This window comes from Citrobacter sp. Cpo089 (assembly GCF_030332695.1).
Lineage (GTDB): Bacteria > Pseudomonadota > Gammaproteobacteria > Enterobacterales > Enterobacteriaceae > Citrobacter > Citrobacter portucalensis.
This window is the reverse complement of record NZ_JAOWHJ010000074.1, coordinates 121,623-138,603: the sequence shown is the minus strand read 5'-3', so window position 1 is coordinate 138,603 and position 16,981 is coordinate 121,623. Positions and strand designations below refer to the sequence as shown.

Here is a 16,981-nt window from a genome sequence, read left to right as displayed (position 1 = left end):
TTAACGCTGAGGTGTGATGACGAGGCACTACGGTGCTGAAGTAACAAATGCCCTGCTTCCAGGAAAAGCCTCTAAGCATCAGGTAACACGAAATCGTACCCCAAACCGACACAGGTGGTCAGGTAGAGAATACCAAGGCGCTTGAGAGAACTCGGGTGAAGGAACTAGGCAAAATGGTGCCGTAACTTCGGGAGAAGGCACGCTGATATGTAGGTGAAGTGGTTTACCCATGGAGCTGAAATCAGTCGAAGATACCAGCTGGCTGCAACTGTTTATTAAAAACACAGCACTGTGCAAACACGAAAGTGGACGTATACGGTGTGACGCCTGCCCGGTGCCGGAAGGTTAATTGATGGGGTTATCCGTAAGGAGAAGCTCTTGATCGAAGCCCCGGTAAACGGCGGCCGTAACTATAACGGTCCTAAGGTAGCGAAATTCCTTGTCGGGTAAGTTCCGACCTGCACGAATGGCGTAATGATGGCCAGGCTGTCTCCACCCGAGACTCAGTGAAATTGAACTCGCTGTGAAGATGCAGTGTACCCGCGGCAAGACGGAAAGACCCCGTGAACCTTTACTATAGCTTGACACTGAACACTGGTCCTTGATGTGTAGGATAGGTGGGAGGCTTTGAAGTGTGGACGCCAGTCTGCATGGAGCCATCCTTGAAATACCACCCTTTAATGGCTGGTGTTCTAACGTAGACCCGTAATCCGGGTTGCGGACAGTGTCTGGTGGGTAGTTTGACTGGGGCGGTCTCCTCCTAAAGAGTAACGGAGGAGCACGAAGGTTAGCTAATCCTGGTCGGACATCAGGAGGTTAGTGCAAAGGCATAAGCTAGCTTGACTGCGAGAGTGACGGCTCGAGCAGGTGCGAAAGCAGGTCTTAGTGATCCGGTGGTTCTGAATGGAAGGGCCATCGCTCAACGGATAAAAGGTACTCCGGGGATAACAGGCTGATACCGCCCAAGAGTTCATATCGACGGCGGTGTTTGGCACCTCGATGTCGGCTCATCACATCCTGGGGCTGAAGTAGGTCCCAAGGGTATGGCTGTTCGCCATTTAAAGTGGTACGCGAGCTGGGTTTAGAACGTCGTGAGACAGTTCGGTCCCTATCTGCCGTGGGCGCTGGAGAATTGAGGGGGGCTGCTCCTAGTACGAGAGGACCGGAGTGGACGCATCACTGGTGTTCGGGTTGTCATGCCAATGGCATTGCCCGGTAGCTAAATGCGGAAGAGATAAGTGCTGAAAGCATCTAAGCACGAAACTTGCCCCGAGATGAGTTCTCCCTGACTCCTTGAGAGTCCTGAAGGAACGTTAAAGACGATGACGTTGATAGGTCGGGTGTGTAAGTGTAGCGATACATTGAGCTAACCGATACTAATGAACCGTGAGGCTTAACCTTACAACGCCGAAGATGTTTTGGCGAAAGACAGAGACAATATTCAGCCTGATTACAGATTAGATTGACATGCAAAAGCGTGTTGATAAACAGAATTTGCCTGGCGGCTGTAGCGCGGTGGTCCCACCTGACCCCATGCCGAACTCAGAAGTGAAACGCCGTAGCGCCGATGGTAGTGTGGGGTCTCCCCATGCGAGAGTAGGGAACTGCCAGGCATCAAATTGCAGTAAACCGGGATGAAGAATCCGGGTGGTGACAAAGAAATTCGGTGGAGCGGTAGTTCAGTTGGTTAGAATACCTGCCTGTCACGCAGGGGGTCGCGGGTTCGAGTCCCGTCCGTTCCGCCACTTATTAAAAGCCCTGAGCTAACGCTCAGGGCTTTTTCTTTGTCTGCAATTTAATTATTGCTGAATCCGCAAAAATCCTCTGCATTTTTCACTCTTTTTCTATAAAGAGCTGAAGCTCATAATCCTCTCAGTTAACGAACATAGTGATTAAAAAGAGGAATTCTATGACTATCCCTGCATTCGGTTTAGGTACTTTCCGCCTGAAAGACGACGTGGTTATCGCTTCTGTTAAAACGGCATTTGAGCTAGGCTACCGTGCTGTCGACACTGCGCAAATCTATGATAATGAAGCGGCTGTTGGTCAGGCGATTGCCGAAAGCGGCGTACCGCGTAACGAGCTGTATATCACCACCAAGATTTGGATTGAAAATCTCAGCAAAGAAAAACTGATCCCAAGTCTGAAAGAAAGCCTGAAGAAGCTGCGTACAGATTATGTCGATCTGACGCTGATCCACTGGCCATCTCCAGGTGATGCGGTATCTGTAGAGGAATTCATGCAGGCGCTGCTCGAAGCAAAACAGCAGGGGCTGACTCGCGAAATTGGTATCTCAAACTTCACCATTCCGCTGATGGAAAAAGCCATTGCCGCAGTAGGTGCAGAGAACATTGCGACCAATCAGATTGAGCTGTCTCCGTATCTGCAGAGCCGTAAGGTGGTTGACTGGGCGAAAGCACACGGTATCCACATCACCTCTTACATGACGCTGGCTTACGGTAAAGCGCTGAAAGATGGAGTGATTGCGCACATTGCCGCTAAACATAACGCGACCCCGGCGCAGGTTATTCTGGCATGGGCAATGGGGGAAGGTTACTCCGTAATTCCTTCTTCTACCAAACGTGAAAACCTGGCAAGCAACCTGCTGGCGTTGGAACTGCATCTGGATGCCGAAGATAAAAAAGCGATCGCGGCACTGGACTGCAACGATCGTCTGGTCAGCCCGGAAGGCCTGGCCCCTGATTGGGATTAATTGCCTGACCCTCTGTACCCTTTAACCCTCTTTCACAGCTCCTTCGGGAGCTGTTCTTATATATTCACTTAAAAAGTCGATAAATGCCCGAATGCGCGTACTGACGGCACGATCGCTGTAATAAACTGCGCTAAAAGGCATCTCTACCGGCAGACGTTTATCTGCCAATAACTCCACCAGTTCTCCCCGCGCGATCTCTTTATCTATCATATAATCTGAAAGACATGCGATGCCGTTGCCATTCAGGCAAAGCTGTTTTAGCGTTTCTCCACTGTTGGAAGAAATTCCGCACTCGACCTCATGCAGCTGTCCGTCGATACAGGCAATCGGCCAGGTATTGAGTGAAACCGGTTCGGAAAACCCCAGACACAGGTGCTGGTTTAACTCCTCGACACTCTCTGGCTTGCCAAAACGGGCAATGTAGTCCGGTGAGGCAATAATCTTACGATAGCTGGTAAATAACGGACGCGCACGTAGACTCGAGTCAGTCAGTGTACCCGCTCGTATAGCAACATCCACTTTTCGTTCAATAAGATTGATGAACGTTTCTGAGGAGACGAGAGACAGCGTCATATCGGGATACCGCTCCCGGAACGGCTTGATTAGCGGCATCAGGAAATGCAACATCACCGGTGTTGCTGCGTCGATGCGCAGCAGGCCGCGCGGAGTATTACGCGACTCCATGATTTCCGTTTCTGCTGCAGCCATCTCTTGCAGTATCTGCTGCACCCGCCTGAAGTAGCGCTCTCCTTCTTCGGTCAGGCTTAGCTGTCGGGTCGTGCGATTAAGCAAACTGACGCCCAGTTTCATCTCCAGCTTTTTTACTGCCCGGCTGACCGCGGAATTGGCTTGTCCAAGCTGTTCTGCCGCCCGGCTAAAGCTGCCACTTTCCACTACCGCCACAAAAATCGCAAGTTCTTCAGAGGTTGCTTTCATTTTTGCACCTGACGCAAAATTATATTGAGATTTTGAATATTTTTGTCATTAAAACATCCTGGCATACTGCGTGTCATCTGATTACTGATGTTACGGAGTTATTTATGCCTCTCGCTTTATTTGCACTAACAATAAGTGCCTTCGCTATAGGCACTACTGAGTTTGTGATTGTTGGCCTGGTGCCAACCATCGCTCAACAGCTGGCGATCTCGTTACCTTCCGCTGGGATGCTGGTTTCAATCTATGCGCTGGGGGTGGCAATTGGCGCACCGGTACTGACCGCTCTGACCGGACGCCTTCCACGTAAACAGTTACTGGTTGCGCTGATGGTTCTGTTTACAGCGGGGAATTTGCTCGCATGGCAGGCACCCGGGTATATGACACTCATTGTTGCTCGTCTGCTGACTGGGCTGGCACATGGCGTATTCTTCTCGATTGGTTCTACCATCGCGACAAGTCTGGTGCCAAAAGAGAAAGCGGCTTCCGCCATTGCCATTATGTTTGGTGGCTTAACGGTGGCGCTGGTCACCGGCGTGCCGCTGGGAACATTTATCGGTCAGCACTTTGGCTGGCGTGAGACTTTCCTCGCGGTATCAATGTTAGGCGTGATTGCACTGATCAGTAGCCAGTTGTTGATCCCCGCCAACATTCCCGGTCGCGCAGCCGCCAGCATTCGCGACCAGATGAAGGTGCTGACTCATCCCCGTCTGCTGCTGATTTACGCCGTTACGGCACTGGGCTACGGCGGTGTATTCACGGCATTCACCTTCCTGGCACCGATGATGCAGGATCTGGCGGGATTCTCCCCGGCAGCAGTAAGCTGGATCTTATTGGGTTACGGTGTTTCAGTGGCTATCGGTAATATCTGGGGCGGTAAGCTGGCGGATAAACATGGTGCGGTTCCTGCGTTGAAATTCATTTTCGCCGCGCTGTTTGTTCTGCTGATGGTCTTCCAACTGACGGCCTCTACGCAGTACGCCGCGCTGGCTACCATTCTGGTGATGGGGATCTTTGCCTTTGGTAACGTACCGGGATTGCAGGTCTACGTGGTACAGAAAGCTGAGCAATTTACGCCTAATGCTGTAGATGTGGCGTCAGGGTTAAACATTGCGGCGTTTAACATTGGGATTGCACTGGGGTCAGTGATTGGCGGGCAAACGGTCGAGCATTATGGTTTAGCTCAGACGCCGTGGATTGGCGCCCTCATTGTTCTGGTAGCTTTCCTGCTGATGGGGGTCAGCGGTCGTCTTGATAAACCGGTGCGTGTTGCTCTGGGGTAAATCATTGATGTAAGCGCCCACTTACAAAACAAACTGCAATTGTTCGTTGAAAGTGAGTGCTAAAATCCCTATAACAGAAGAACCAGTCCGGCTGCGGACTGGTTGACGTTACAGAGGTTTGAAAGTCTAAAGTGCGAAAAAACACCTATGCCATGCGTTATGTTGCCGGACAACCCGCCGAGCGGATTTTACCGCCGGGGTCGTTTGCGCATATTGGCCAGGCATTACCCGCAGGCGTTCCGTTAAGCAGTGAAGACCGCATTCGCGTGCTGGTATGGAATATTTTTAAACAGCAGCGCGCAGAATGGCAGTCGGTGCTGAAGAATTTTGGCAAAGATGCGCATCTGGTATTATTACAGGAAGCGCAAACCACGCCAGAGCTGGTGCAGTTTGCGACCGCTAACTACCTTGCTGCCGATCAGGTTCCTGCCTTTGTGTTGCCTCAGCATCCCTCTGGCGTCATGACGCTCTCTGCTGCTCATCCTGTTTACTGTTGTCCATTGCGCGAGCGTGAGCCTATTTTACGGCTGGCGAAATCGGCTCTGGTAACGGTGTATCCGCTGCCTGACTCTCGATTATTAATGGTGGTGAATATCCACGCGGTTAACTTTAGCCTCGGCGTCGATGTTTATAGTAAGCAGTTACTTCCCATTGGCGATCAGATTGCTCATCACAGCGGTCCGGTTATTATGGCTGGCGATTTCAATGCCTGGAGCCGTCGACGGATGAATGCGCTGTACCGCTTTGCGCGTGAAATGTCGCTGCGCCAGGTACGTTTTACTGACGATCAGCGCCGACGCGCGTTTGGTCGCCCTCTCGATTTTGTGTTCTATCGTGGTCTGAACGTGAGTGAAGCCTCTGTGCTGGTCACCCGTGCATCCGATCACAACCCGCTACTCGTTGAATTCAGTCCCGGCAAACCTGAACAATAACGGTGTGTCAGGTCTGCCGTAGGGCAGGCCTGTGATGGTTGCCCTTCCTATTTCACAACAACCGAAGGACAACACAATGACAACACGCTCTCACCATGACAACGTCGAAAAACAGTTTGGCTCTCAGGCTAATGCCTATTTAACCAGTGCGGTGCACGCCTCTGGCCGTGACTTGCAGCGTCTGAGGGAAAGGTTATCGGCATTTCCGCAGGCCCGTGTGTTGGATATGGGATGTGGAGCGGGGCATGCCAGCTTTGTAGCCGCGCAACACGTAAAGCAGGTTGTGGCTTATGATTTATCGTCGCAGATGCTTGAGGTAGTCGCTGAGGCGGCAAAAGACAGAGGCCTGGAGAATGTCGCCACACGCCAGGGTTATGCCGAAAGTCTGCCATTTGAAGATAGCGAATTTGACGTGGTAATTAGCCGCTATTCTGCGCACCACTGGCATGATGTCGGACGCGCGCTGCGGGAAGTGAACCGCGTTCTGAAGCCCGGTGGTGTATTGATTGTGATGGATGTGATGTCGCCAGGCCACCCAGTACGTGATATCTGGTTGCAAACCGTGGAGGCGTTACGCGATACCTCGCACGTTCGTAACTATTCCAGTGGAGAGTGGCTGTCGTTAATCAACGATGCCAATTTGATTGCCGATACTTTGTTAACCGATCGCCTGCCACTGGAGTTCAGTTCGTGGGTCGCGAGGATGCGCACGCCCGCGGCGTTGAGCGACGCGATTCGTGCATACCAACAAAGTGCTTCTGCAGACGTGAAAGCCTACTTTGCGTTACAGGAAGATGGCTCGTTTACCAGCGACACGATAATGGTTGAGGCACATAAAGCGGGATAAATAAAAAAGGCACTGGGGGGAATCCAGTGCCTTCATTTCTACAATCCTATCAGGAATCCGGCATGCCGTTGTTTTTCACAAACAACGTGAGCTGATCGCCTGGCTGTAGATTGTCCGTATCGCTGTTCCAGCGCATGACATCTTTGATGTTAACCCCGTGACGTTTGGCAATGCTCGACAACGAGTCGCCTTTACGCACACGATAGGTGATGCTATCGCTGTTGTTCGCCAGACGCTGCGCGCTGGTACCCGCACCCACCGTCAGGTTTTGACCCACTTTCAGGGATGACCCGCGCAGATTATTCCACTGCTTAAGGTCATTGGTGCTCACGCCAAGACGTGAAGCGACGCCAGAAAGCGTATCGCCAGAGCGAACTTTGTAGCTACGACTGTTCAGCGGCGTGTTATCCGCGACCAGCGTTGACTGCACGGCTGCAATTTCGCCTGAAGCCAGAGATTCACGCAGCTTCTCTGCATGCTTCTTTGGCACCATCACATATTGCGGGCCGCTGGCACCCAACGTGGAGCCTTTCACACCTGCATTGAAAGTCTTCAGCTTGCTGACGGAAATACCCGCCATATCGGCAACCTGAGCCATCTCAACCGGGCTACTCAGGCGAACACGTGCCAACGCGCGGCTTTCGTCTGTTGTTGGCAGACGCACGCCATAGCGTTTGCTGTTTTTGAGTATATCGCTCAATGCCAGCATTTTGGGCACATACTGCTTTGTTTCCTGAGGCAATGGTAACGACCAGAAGTCAGTGGATTTTCCACGTGCTTTGTTCGTTTTGATTGCCTTCATGACACGACCTTCACCGCTATTATAAGCAGCAACGGTCAGCAGCCAGTCGCCATCAAACATCTTGTTCAGACGCTGCATCATGTCCAGTGCGGCGGTGGTGGAAGCCACAACGTCGCGACGTGCATCATAATTGCGGGTCTGTTTTAAACCATAATTGCGCCCCGTGCTCGGAATGATCTGCCAAATACCTGCGGCATTGGCGCCAGACGTTGCGTGAGGATCAAAAGCGCTCTCCACTATGGGTAGTAGTACCAGTTCCATTGGCATGTTACGTTTCTTAACCTGCCCGGCTATCCAGTACATATACGGCTCTGCCCGTAAAGTTACATCGTGGAGATAGCTCTTATTACGTAAATACTTCTGTTTTTGTTCGCGAATCCGGTTGTTTTCCGGAATTCCCATCTTTAGCTCGTCACCAATGAAAGCCCACAAATCTTGATCAGCAGCGATAGATGTTCCGTCGTCCATCCATCGCGCCTGACTTGTAAACTTTCCTGCTTCCCCTTGACCAGCTGCAGAAAGGCTCTGTGCGTGTTGTTGGACGTTACCAGTATTCTGGCACCCAACAAGCAGGACAGAGGCGAGTAATATCGCTTTTGCCTTCATGTGTGTGTCAATAGTTGCTTAAAAGACGACCGATCATAACGGCGAAGTTTTCAAAAGGCAACCCGGAATTGTCAGAACGTATCTTTCTTTGACCTTAACCAGGCAAAACGCTCTTCAGGTTGTTGCAATATTGTTTCTTTGTTTATTTCATTAATTAAATCAATATCTTCTGTTCTCAAAAAAAGATTATTTCGCCGCTCATTTTTCAGAATTACGGGTAGTGTCATTTGTTTTTTTACGCGTAACTCATTAACTTTACGATAATATTCATTTATGAACGAATCGTGCGGGAGAATGCTTAAGGCAAACTTCATGTTTGCTAATGTGTACTCATGTGCACAACAAATTAATGTATCGTCAGGAAGTTCGTTTATTTTTTTAAGTGATTGATACATTTGAGTTGCTGTGCCTTCGAAAAGTCGACCACAACCGCCAGAAAAGAGCGTGTCACCACAAAATAAGTAAGGATGGCTAAAGTAACAGATATGTCCTAAAGTGTGACCCGGAGTAGCAATTACCCTAAATTCATGCCCCAAAACGAGTGCAATATCGCCATCTTCGACTATGTGTGTCGTTCCCTTATCTTGCGTTTCAGCCGGTCCGTATACCACTATTTGTGGGAAATGTTGCAGGAGTTCTTTCACACCGCCCACGTGATCCTGATGATGGTGGGTTAGCAGGATGGCTTCCGGCACCCAGTTATGCTCTGCAATGGCTTTCAAAACAGGAGCCGCCTCACCCGGGTCCACAATCAGACAATGCTGGTCATTATTTGACAGGACCCAGATGTAATTGTCCTGAAATGCAGGAATACTGTTAAGATTCATATATTACCTCTCAATGCGTAACGGAAGGTTGTGATGAAACCGGCAAGGATCCCTCAAACTGTCGTAGCGCCCGTTAGCTGGGATGATTTGCCCTGGGGCGAACACTATCGTGAGGCGCTGGAGCATCAGCTTAACCCGTGGTTTGCAAAAATGTACGGTTTTCATCTGCTTAAGGTTGGTAATTTAAGCGCAGAAATCGATTCTGAAGCGTGCGCGGTTTCTCATCAGGTAAATGTTTCTTTGCAGGGATCTCCCATGCAGGTGACGGCCGATCCTTTGCATCTTCCCTTTGCCGATAAGTCCGTGGATGTCTGTTTATTGGCCCATACGTTACCGTGGTGCTCTGATCCGCATCGCCTACTGCGTGAAGCCGATCGCGTGTTGATTGATGACGGCTGGTTGATTCTGAGCGGCTTTAACCCGGTAAGCTTGATGGGATTGCGTAAACTGATACCCGTATTGCGCAAGACATCGCCCTATAACAGTCGGATGTTTACCCTCATGCGTCAACTGGACTGGCTATCATTACTGAATTTTGAAGTGCTGCACTATAGTCGTTTTCATGTTCTGCCCTGGAACAAGAAGGGCGGGAAAATGTTAAGCGCCCATATCCCCGCGCTGGGCTGTTTACAGCTGGTGGTTGCGCGCAAGCGAACCATTCCGCTTACGCTCAACCCGATGAAACAAAATAAAAGCAAAACGCCTATCCGTCATGCCGTTGGCGCGACCCGGCAATACCGTAAACCGGACGCTTAAGCCTCAGCCTGATACCCAATATCATCCTGAGTCGGGCTCATGGCCGCGGTGCGCGCAAGCTCATCGCAGCGTTCGTTTTCCGGATGGCCCGCATGGCCTTTAACCCATTCCCATTTGATTTGATGCGGCCCCAGCGCGGCATCGAGACGTTTCCACAAATCGACGTTCTTCACCGGTTTTTTATCTGCTGTTTTCCAGCCGCGCTTCTTCCAGTTGTGAATCCACTGCGTAATGCCCTGGCGCACATACTGGCTGTCCGTGCTGAGTATCACTTCACACTGTTCTTTCAGGGCTTCCAGCGCAACGATTGCCGCCATCAGCTCCATGCGATTATTAGTGGTGAGGTTGTAGCCCTCGCTAAAGGTTTTTTCGCGCCCACGATAGCGTAAAATCGCCCCATAACCACCAGGCCCTGGATTTCCCAGGCAAGAACCATCGGTGAAAATTTCTACCTGTTTAAGCATCTCTGGTAGACTTCCTGTTTTAGCAAATCGAAATCAAACGATAAGTCTGACATAAATGACCGTTATGAGCACTGGAATTACACGACAGATCGTCCTCGATACCGAAACTACCGGTATGAACCAGATTGGCGCCCACTATGAAGGCCACAAGATCATTGAGATCGGTGCGGTTGAAGTGGTGAACCGCCGCCTGACCGGCAATAACTTCCATGTTTACCTGAAGCCGGACCGGCTGGTGGACCCGGAAGCGTTCGGCGTACATGGAATCGCAGACGAATTCCTGCTCGATAAACCTACGTTTGCCGATGTAGCCGACGAGTTTCTCGACTACATTCGCGGCGCGGAGCTGGTCATTCATAACGCATCGTTCGATATCGGCTTTATGGATTACGAATTCGCGAAGCTCAAGCGTGATATTCCGAAGACGAATGAATTTTGCAAAATAACCGATAGCCTGGCGCTGGCGAGGAAAATGTTTCCTGGCAAGCGAAACAGCCTTGATGCGTTATGCTCGCGCTATGAGATAGACAACAGTAAACGAACTCTGCACGGCGCATTGCTCGATGCCCAGATTCTGGCCGACGTTTATCTGATGATGACCGGCGGGCAGACCACGATGGCGTTCTCAATGGAAGGCGACAGCCAGCAGCAGAATGACACGGGGATCCAGCGTATTGTGCGACAGTCCAGTAAACTACGCGTTGTTTTCGCCACTGATGAAGAGTTAGCGGCCCATGAGTCACGCCTTGACCTGGTGCAGAAGAAAGGCGGAAGTTGCCTCTGGCGGGCATAGTTTGTACGTTTACCGTATGAAAATGGCCATTCGGGTGATTTTTGCAGCAAACGATTAAAAACGTGAGAAAAAGCGTTGACGAGGCGCGAGGCAATCCGTAATATTCGCTTCGTTCACAAGCGGAACACAACGCGGAGTGGTAGTTCAGTTGGTTAGAATACCTGCCTGTCACGCAGGGGGTCGCGGGTTCGAGTCCCGTCCATTCCGCCACTATTCAGAAAGCCTGAATCAGAAATGATTCAGGCTTTCGTCGTTTTAGCCCGCCAAAAAATAATAATCTCATTATCACGCTTTATCGACCGCGCCCGAGCTTTCGGGTGGGCAACACATCAGGTCATCCTTAACCCGACGCATATCCAGAAGGCGATTAACTCGCGAAGTGATTCATCACGCAGGCGAAGCGGGGTGAAAAGTTATCGCCAATAAGAACCGTTTCCTCATTCAGGTGCTTTAGCATATACAGCTTGTCGGCACGTTCGTAAGCGTCGAAGAAGAGATAGTCGACAGCGTCCGTTGCATCATCATCGGGGGATTTTTCCCGACCATCGGGAGTGAGCATAAAAACGCCTGCGGTATGGCCGAGTGGACGGGCATAGCGAAAGAACAGTTTTCTATTAACAGCGAACTCGCCGTCGTCACTTTTGAGTTTCCCTTGGACTGACAATGAAAGGTGTCCGGAGTTGTAGCTGGTTATCAGCATTATTCCGTGGAGTTCCTTTTTTGTATTCTGGATGTCGAGTATCGACGTGAATTCCGAGGAGCAGGAAAAACTGATTTCTTGTTTTTTCGCATTCCCGGCGATAATAAAAAAAGCGATAGCCGCTAGCCCAAAAATGGCAATCACGACTGACCATAGTAAAGGAGAGTGATCGCTTTCCTGCTTCATATCATTCCTCATGATGGCGATACTGGCTGATGCAATGGTAATAGCCGAGGTTTAGCCCGCATTCAGCGGCAAACGACCACTCAACCAGATTATGGTTGCTCGCCCAGGTATTGAGATACAGATCTTTTGGGTACGAACAGTTGGGGTTAATACCCACGGACTTGAAAATATCCAGCGCTTTTTTTTCGGTTATGGTGTCGGTGAGGGCGTTTCCTAATATATGCACACGGCATTGCTCGTAGTCGATAGTCCGCAGGATCGCCGCGTCCGTCATCGCGATTTCATTGGGTATCCATGTTAACCACGCTGTCGCCAGCACGGCGATGCCGGTAATTAACGTTGTTATCGTGACAGGCCACAGGTTTCGTTTCTTTTCCCTGGGCGTCAATGCAACATTGACTATTCTGGTGGGCGCTTGCGACTCCTCCAGTTGCTGAATATTGATACTGGCGTCGCTCATCCGAAATCCTATTCGCGGAATAGTGACGATCAGTTCTGCAGGATGGCCCGTAGACGTTATTGCTTTGCGCAGAAATGAAATGTGCTGATTGAGATTAGCATCCGTCGCTCTGGCGCCATTATGCTGGAAAACATTCTGCAGAATTTCATCGCGCGAGGATATCTCTTTACCATTTTGCAACAGATAGAGCAGTAATTGTGTTGCCACATTATTCAATGTGGCCATTTCACCAGATGCCAGGTCTTTTAGGGTATTTTTATGTGGTCTGAAAACTAAGCCATCACCAATAATTACGGATTTAATTTTGTTTATTGGTATATGAGAAATCACTGATGTCTCCTTTAAAGCAGGATATCTCGCATTCGAGTGGGGGAAGCAATAGCATAACATAATTCATTTATAAAAAATGATTGTACCATAGATCACTTTATTAATATTTATATAACAATCTCTTAATGTATCTAATAGAATCCTCCAATCTCCTTCCTCTCTTTCACTATCTTATTGTCATTACTCGATTTTGATGCCCAATTTCATTTTTACAAAACATTCATAAATACATTTTGCCTGTTCTTCTGGCTAAATAAAAAAATAGTTGATAGATAAAAACTCTATAAAAACCATAAATGATAGACATTAACACTGGCATTGGCGTATTTTTTGGCTATTTTTTAGGTAAACGATCGCTCTACAGACAGTGTTACAACACGATTCCCTGAGTTTGATTAATACCGGACTTTTGCATTGTGTCATTTTTTCGTCGACTTAATATAAGCCCCGAAACAGCGTAAACAACTGTGGACGGTATTTCTGATGGAATACCAATGAAGTTCAAAATACGGGGTGGCTTGAGATGGATTGTTTGCAAGGAAATGCACTTCCGCCACCTGCAGATCAGGGTTTCCCTTGCATAAATTGTCTGTGGAAATAGATCGTCGGAATAACCAAAAAACAGATATAAGGTTAAGTAGTAATATGAAAATGAAAAACGTGGCTGTGGCTTGTGCGCTGATGGCGGGAATGACTTTTACTGCATCTTCTGCTTTCGCTGCAAAAAATGTTGAACCGACTAACGGTAAAATTCACTTCACTGGTTCTCTGGTTAATTCCGCATGCGGTCTGGCCCCAGAATCCAGCCCGGTGCAGGTTAATTTTGGTGAGATCCCAACTTCTCAGTTAAAAGACAACCAACGTGCTGGTGTTAAGCATGCCAAAATCGTTCTGCAGGGCTGCGATACAACTGTTGCGAAAACCGCCACAGTAACTTACACCCCGGCAACGATTGATACCGACAACAATGCGCTGGCTGCATTTACCTCGGGTACAGCAAAGGGCGCGGGCATCGGTATGATTGACAGTGGTAACCAGGACGTGAAATGGGGCGAAGCCGCATCTCAGGTCAACATTACCGATGGCGAAACCGACATTGATTTCGTTGCTTATCTGCAGGCCAACAACGCATCCGCAGCAGTAACCCCGGGTGACTTCGAATCTACCGTTAATTTCCAGATCGATTATCAGTAACGATCTGCTGCGGGCGCAATTATGCGCCTGCTTAACCCTTCCTGCGAATAACTGAAAGGAAATGCGGTGATGCCTGGATGGCGTATTTTACTGCTTTTTATCTTCATATCGCCTGCATGGGTTTTGGCTGACACCCATCGTCTTGTCAGTACGCCCGGCAAAATGCGCATGCGGGGAAATATTATTGAGGCTGCCTGTTATGTCGATCCACACGACCGGTCGCTGCTGGTTGAATTTGATGACCTCTCAGCCAGAGATATTTCCGGAAAACCTGAAAAAGTATCTGCGCATGATTTCAGCATTCATTTGCTGGGATGTTCATTAGGGGATTCTCAACACCCCGGGAATCTGTTCCAACGCGCCAATATTACCTTTTCCGGCGCACCGGATAGTGACAATCCTGATTATCTGAGCGTGCAATCGGAAACTGAAAATTTAGCGATAGAAATATATGACGGCAGAGGCAAGCAAATTCATTTGGGTGAGCCATCACCGGATTATGCGCTTAACCCAGGGAAAAACACGCTCAATTTTACGGCTTATTTGATCTCCCGCGACGGAAGAATGACGTCTGGTGAATTTACTGCAGTCACGCATTTTGTTGTGAATTATCTCTGAGCTGCACAGCAATTCGGGTATCTGAAGGTTTGCGAACGAAAATGATCACGCTGAAAACAGATAAAAAACGTCTGGCGCTTTTAATTGCTCTGGTCTGTGCCTCTTCATGGGCTGAAGCGGATGAGTCTATTGAATTTAATACTGACGTCCTGGATGCCAGTGACAGACAAAATGTCGATTTACAGCGTTTTTCCGAAGGCAACTTTGTGACTCCCGGAGAATATCTACTGGATGTTCGTATTAACAGCCAGGAGATCCCTCAGCAGTCGATCCGTTATATCGTTGATCCTGCCAACGCGCATAAATCCATGGCGTGCCTGACGCCGCAACAGCTCGAATTACTGGCGCTCAAAGAAGAGGCGCTGACCTATATTCATCCGATTAGCGCGACCTGCTATGACATTTCCCGCCTGCCGGGTGTGGTGCTGAATAATAGCGCAGGCGTACTGGACATTACCGTGCCACAGGCATGGATGAAATATACCGATCCAGACTGGACGCCGCCGGAGCGCTGGGATAACGGCGTCGCGGGACTGATTTTCGACTACAGCGTTTCGGGCCAGGCCACACATTACGAACAAGGTGGCGATCATTACCGCTCACTGTCTGGTTATGGACAGACGGGCTTTAACCTCGGCGCGTGGCGCTTTCGTGGCCAGTATCAGGCCAATTATGCTTCGGATGAAAATCGTGGGCGTATCGACTGGGATCAGATCTATGCCTATCGCCCGTTACCGATGCAGGCTGCAAAACTGACGGTCGGTGAAATATATCTGAATTCCCAGGTGTTTGATTCAGTGCGATTTACGGGGGCTAACCTCGCCAGCGACGAGCGCATGCTACCACCGAATTTGCAGGGCTACGCGCCCGAAGTGCACGGCATCGCCCGCAGTAATGCGAAGGTCACCGTCAGTCAGCAGGGGCGTGTTATCTATCAAACCACTGTTCCAGCGGGGCCATTTAATATTCAGGATCTACATGGCTCGGTACGCGGCACGCTGGATGTTCGCGTCGAAGAGCAGGATGGCAGCGTACAAACCTTTCAGGTCAATACGGCCGATATCCCTTACCTGACGCGCCCGGGCTATGTTCGTTACAACGCCGCTGTCGGTAAGCCATCGCGTTATAACCACGACGTCCAGGGACCTGCATTTTATAGCGGTGATTTTTCATGGGGGGTCAGCAATGCGTGGTCACTGTACGGTGGCGCGTTGCTCACTGGCGATCGCTATAACGCCTGGTCGATGGGGATTGGGCGGGATTTGAGCTGGTTGGGCGCGCTGTCGGCTGACGCGACGCAATCCGTGAGCCGGGTGAAGCATCAGGCTGAACAAAAAGGGATGTCCTTTAAGCTCAGTTATGCCAAAACCTTTGATGAATACAACAGCGCCATCACCTTTGCCGGTTACCGTTTTTCACAGCGTAACTTCCGCACCTTCTCGCAGTTCCTCGACGAGCAGTATGAAAATAACAACAGCGCCGGTAACGAAAAAGAGATGTACACCATCACCGGTAACAAGACCTTTTTTGCCGACGACCCGCAATTAGCGACCACGCTGTACCTGACCTATACCCACCAGAATTACTGGGATCGTGGCTCTCAGGATCGTTACGGGGTGTCGATGGGGCACAGCTTTTCGTTCGCAGGCATTCAGGGGATCAGCGCTAACCTTGCTGCTTACCGCTCTGAGTATCAGGGCAAACGGGACGACAGCCTTTCGCTGTCCATTTCGGTGCCATGGAGCGATGGCCGCTCAATGGATTATGAAGTGCAAAACAGCGGCAGCCAGACCAGTCAGATGGTTTCGTATTCCGATAACCGCGACCGTAACAATCCATGGCGACTGCGCGCAGGGGTTTCCGGTGAAGGGCACACCGCGTTTGATGGCTACTACAAGCATCGCAGCATGATGGCGGAACTGGAATCTAACGTCAGCTGGCAGCAATCACGCTATTTCTCCGTTGGTGGCACGATGCGCGGCGGCTTTACCGCAACGCGTCATGGCGCGGCGCTACACAACAGCCAGGCGTCGATGAATACCGCCAGGGTGATGGTTGATACCGACGGTGTGGCGAATGTACCGCTGAACGGCGAACAGGCGCACTCAAACCGCTTCGGTATTGCCGTCGTACCGGACGTCGTCAGCTATCACAGCTTTGATACCCGTATCGATGTGGACGCAATGGACGAGGACATTTCCGCGACCAAAGCCATTGTCACCAACACCCTGACGGAAGGCGCGATTGGTTATCAGCGCTTCGCCGTGGCGCAGGGGCAAAAAATGATGGCGCTGCTGCGCCTGAAAGATGGTTCGGTACCGCCGTTTGGTGCCGAAGTGTTTAACGCCAACGGTGTTAGCGTCGCCATGGTGATGGAAAACGGCATGGCCTGGATTGCGGGTGTGAATCCAGCCGAGCGTCTTTCTGTTGCCTGGGGCGGTCGCGCGCAGTGTCACTTACAGGTGCCTCAACAAATCAACCCGGAAGGTAACGTGCTGTTGCCTTGTGAATAATATCAATAACCTGAATGAATTTTG

15 protein-coding genes, 2 tRNA genes and 2 rRNA genes are annotated in these 16,981 nt (G+C 50.2%); 13 read left to right on the top strand and 6 right to left on the bottom strand.

Going from position 1 to position 16,981, the window contains the following annotated elements:
* From OGX92_RS21770 to dkgB, 4 genes are all read left to right on the top strand, one after another.
* A 23S ribosomal RNA gene (locus OGX92_RS21770) occupies nt 1-1,401 on the top strand; the annotation flags it as partial.
* Between the two features lie 96 nt (nt 1,402-1,497).
* Nucleotides 1,498-1,613, top strand: a 5S ribosomal RNA gene (gene rrf, locus OGX92_RS21765).
* A gap of 55 nt (nt 1,614-1,668) precedes the next feature.
* Nucleotides 1,669-1,745: transfer RNA gene (locus OGX92_RS21760), tRNA-Asp, on the top strand.
* A 164-nt stretch (nt 1,746-1,909) separates the two neighbouring features.
* On the top strand, nt 1,910-2,713 hold the full coding sequence (gene dkgB / locus OGX92_RS21755) for a 2,5-didehydrogluconate reductase DkgB (protein WP_164563105.1): 804 nt from the start codon (nt 1,910-1,912) through the stop codon (nt 2,711-2,713).
* A gap of 21 nt (nt 2,714-2,734) precedes the next feature.
* Here dkgB and yafC read toward each other — a convergent pair whose 3' ends face one another.
* Nucleotides 2,735-3,649, bottom strand: coding sequence for a DNA-binding transcriptional regulator YafC (gene yafC, locus OGX92_RS21750; RefSeq protein ID WP_164563104.1), 915 nt, complete (start codon nt 3,647-3,649; stop codon nt 2,735-2,737).
* Nucleotides 3,650-3,753: 104 nt separating this feature from the next.
* Here yafC and OGX92_RS21745 point away from each other — a divergent pair, with 104 nt between their 5' ends.
* The 3 genes from OGX92_RS21745 (at nt 3,754) to OGX92_RS21735 (ending at nt 6,708) form a co-directional block, all read left to right on the top strand.
* Nucleotides 3,754-4,929: an MFS transporter gene (locus OGX92_RS21745; protein ID WP_126319178.1), complete on the top strand. Its 1,176-nt coding sequence runs from the start codon at nt 3,754-3,756 to the stop codon at nt 4,927-4,929.
* Nucleotides 4,930-5,060: 131 nt separating this feature from the next.
* The gene (locus OGX92_RS21740; RefSeq protein WP_008783770.1) at nt 5,061-5,861 is read left to right on the top strand and encodes an endonuclease/exonuclease/phosphatase family protein; all 801 of its coding nucleotides are present in this window, start codon (nt 5,061-5,063) and stop codon (nt 5,859-5,861) included.
* 76 nt (nt 5,862-5,937) lie between these two features.
* Nucleotides 5,938-6,708, top strand: coding sequence for a class I SAM-dependent methyltransferase (locus OGX92_RS21735; protein WP_126319176.1), 771 nt, complete (start codon nt 5,938-5,940; stop codon nt 6,706-6,708).
* Between the two features lie 49 nt (nt 6,709-6,757).
* Here the strand turns inward: OGX92_RS21735 and mltD are convergent, their stop codons facing one another.
* Both mltD and gloB read right to left on the bottom strand, forming a co-directional pair.
* Nucleotides 6,758-8,116: a murein transglycosylase D gene (gene mltD / locus OGX92_RS21730; RefSeq protein ID WP_032934340.1), complete on the bottom strand. Its 1,359-nt coding sequence runs from the start codon at nt 8,114-8,116 to the stop codon at nt 6,758-6,760.
* 71 nt (nt 8,117-8,187) lie between these two features.
* Nucleotides 8,188-8,943, bottom strand: a complete 756-nt coding sequence (gene gloB / locus OGX92_RS21725; RefSeq protein WP_197385267.1) for a hydroxyacylglutathione hydrolase — start codon at nt 8,941-8,943, stop codon at nt 8,188-8,190.
* A 33-nt stretch (nt 8,944-8,976) separates the two neighbouring features.
* Here gloB and OGX92_RS21720 point away from each other — a divergent pair, with 33 nt between their 5' ends.
* Nucleotides 8,977-9,699 (top strand): class I SAM-dependent methyltransferase, encoded by a 723-nt coding sequence (locus tag OGX92_RS21720; protein ID WP_126319174.1) that lies wholly within the window; start codon nt 8,977-8,979, stop codon nt 9,697-9,699.
* Here OGX92_RS21720 and rnhA read toward each other — a convergent pair.
* Nucleotides 9,696-10,163, bottom strand: coding sequence for a ribonuclease HI (rnhA, locus tag OGX92_RS21715; protein ID WP_063941989.1), 468 nt, complete (start codon nt 10,161-10,163; stop codon nt 9,696-9,698). The two genes, OGX92_RS21720 and rnhA, sit on opposite strands and share 4 nt — an antisense overlap.
* Nucleotides 10,164-10,227: 64 nt before the next feature.
* On the opposite strand from rnhA, the gene dnaQ reads away from it, so the two are divergent.
* Nucleotides 10,228-10,956, top strand: a complete 729-nt coding sequence (gene dnaQ, locus OGX92_RS21710) for a DNA polymerase III subunit epsilon (protein WP_095533177.1) — start codon at nt 10,228-10,230, stop codon at nt 10,954-10,956.
* A 133-nt stretch (nt 10,957-11,089) separates the two neighbouring features.
* Nucleotides 11,090-11,166: transfer RNA gene (locus OGX92_RS21705), tRNA-Asp, on the top strand.
* A gap of 157 nt (nt 11,167-11,323) precedes the next feature.
* Here OGX92_RS21705 and OGX92_RS21700 read toward each other — a convergent pair.
* Together OGX92_RS21700 and OGX92_RS21695 are read right to left on the bottom strand one after the other, a co-directional pair.
* Nucleotides 11,324-11,842, bottom strand: coding sequence for a FidL-like protein (locus tag OGX92_RS21700; protein WP_003830806.1), 519 nt, complete (start codon nt 11,840-11,842; stop codon nt 11,324-11,326).
* A 1-nt stretch (nt 11,843) separates the two neighbouring features.
* Nucleotides 11,844-12,527, bottom strand: coding sequence for a winged helix-turn-helix domain-containing protein (locus OGX92_RS21695; protein ID WP_223240930.1), 684 nt, complete (start codon nt 12,525-12,527; stop codon nt 11,844-11,846).
* Nucleotides 12,528-13,277: 750 nt separating this feature from the next.
* Here OGX92_RS21695 and OGX92_RS21690 point away from each other — a divergent pair.
* From OGX92_RS21690 to OGX92_RS21680, 3 genes are all read left to right on the top strand, one after another.
* Nucleotides 13,278-13,826, top strand: a complete 549-nt coding sequence (locus OGX92_RS21690; protein WP_003830808.1) for a fimbrial protein — start codon at nt 13,278-13,280, stop codon at nt 13,824-13,826.
* 69 nt (nt 13,827-13,895) lie between these two features.
* On the top strand, nt 13,896-14,444 hold the full coding sequence (locus tag OGX92_RS21685) for a fimbrial protein (protein WP_003830809.1): 549 nt from the start codon (nt 13,896-13,898) through the stop codon (nt 14,442-14,444).
* Between the two features lie 41 nt (nt 14,445-14,485).
* Nucleotides 14,486-16,957 (top strand): fimbria/pilus outer membrane usher protein, encoded by a 2,472-nt coding sequence (locus OGX92_RS21680; protein WP_148362415.1) that lies wholly within the window; start codon nt 14,486-14,488, stop codon nt 16,955-16,957.
* The last annotated feature ends 24 nt before the right edge of the window (nt 16,958-16,981 follow it).